General features: G+C 63.1%; 1 protein-coding gene. It reads right to left on the bottom strand.

Going from position 1 to position 1,339, the window contains the following annotated elements; all coding sequences use genetic code 11:
- Positions 1-136 precede the first annotated feature (136 nt).
- On the bottom strand, positions 137-1,339 hold a 1,203-nt coding region (locus tag AB4Z53_RS35335; RefSeq protein ID WP_441600077.1), incomplete at its 5' end, for an ABC transporter ATP-binding protein.

The raw sequence follows: 1,339 nt of genomic DNA on the forward strand, positions 1-1,339 counted from the left end.
TTGATCAGCGACTGGCCGGTAACGGCGAGGGTGAAGCGGTGTTGCATGGGAGGACTTTCTGGGGCGACACGCGCCAGCCGTTTCGAATATCTGATGGTTCCGGGTTGGATCCGCTCGCAGAGGGTCGACGCACCCCTCAGCATGTGAAGCGCTCCGGCCGGGCGGCAATCAGCGTGCGGGTGTAGGCATTGTCGGAGCGCGAGAAGATGAAGTCCGAGGACCCAAAATCCTCGACCCGACCGTTCTTGAAGATGTAGACGGCGCTGCACAGTGCCTGGACGATGGCGAGATCATGGGAGATGAACACCATCGTCATGCCGCGCTCCGCGATGGTCTCCCTCAGCAGAGTAACGATCTCGGCCTGGACCGAGACGTCGAGGGCCGAGGTCGGCTCGTCGGCAACAACGATCTGAGGCTCGGCAAGCAGCGCTCGGGCGATACAGACCCGCTGCTTCTGGCCACCCGATAGCTGATGCGGATGGCGGGACAGCAGGCTGCGGGCAAGGCCCAGCCGATCCATCATCGCGCCGGCCGTCTCGGCCACAGATCTGTCCCTGGAGCCAGCACCAAAGCGGATGCTCTCTTCCAGCGTCTCGCCGATGGTCATCCGCGGGTTGAGCGACACGGACGGATCCTGGAAGATCATCTGCACCCGGCCGAGAAGACCACTGCGTCGGCCGCTTGCGGCCGCCTCGAAGCTTTGTCCGCCGATGACGATCCGGCCTTCATGGGCGCTGTCGAGACCGGCAAGGATGCGACCGAAGGTGGTCTTGCCGCTGCCGCTCTCGCCGACGATGCCGGTGATCGTGCCGCGCGGCAAGCGTATACCGATATCACGTAGACCGAAGCTTGACCGGTTCCGGCCAAGGCCCCAATGGAAACCCTGTGGCGAGAACTCTTTCGAGATGCGTTCGGCCACGAGGAGTGGACGCTCGGCGTTGTCGGCAGTATCAGAGCCGCCCGGATCACTTCTGTCGCCAACGTCCTCAACCTTCGCTGCCTTTGCCGGAATGCGAAGCGTTGGAACAGCGGCAAGCAGCTTCCTGGTATAGTCGTGGTTCGGCTGATCGAGGATGGTGACCGTCACATCCGCTTCGACCACCTGGCCCTTCTTCATGACCAGCACCCGGTCGGTAATCTCGGAGATCACCCCCATGTCGTGGGTGACGAGAATGACGGAGACACCGGTCTCGTCGACGAGGGTTCTGAGCAATCCGAGCACCTGCTTCTGCACGGTGGCATCGAGTGCCGAGGTCGGCTCGTCGGCGATGATGATGTCGGGAGACCCCGCAAGGGCGATGGCGATGACGATGCGCTGCCGCTGGCCACCGGAGAACTG

This window comes from Ensifer sp. 2TAB8, assembly GCF_052115125.1.
GTDB lineage: Bacteria > Pseudomonadota > Alphaproteobacteria > Rhizobiales > Rhizobiaceae > Ensifer.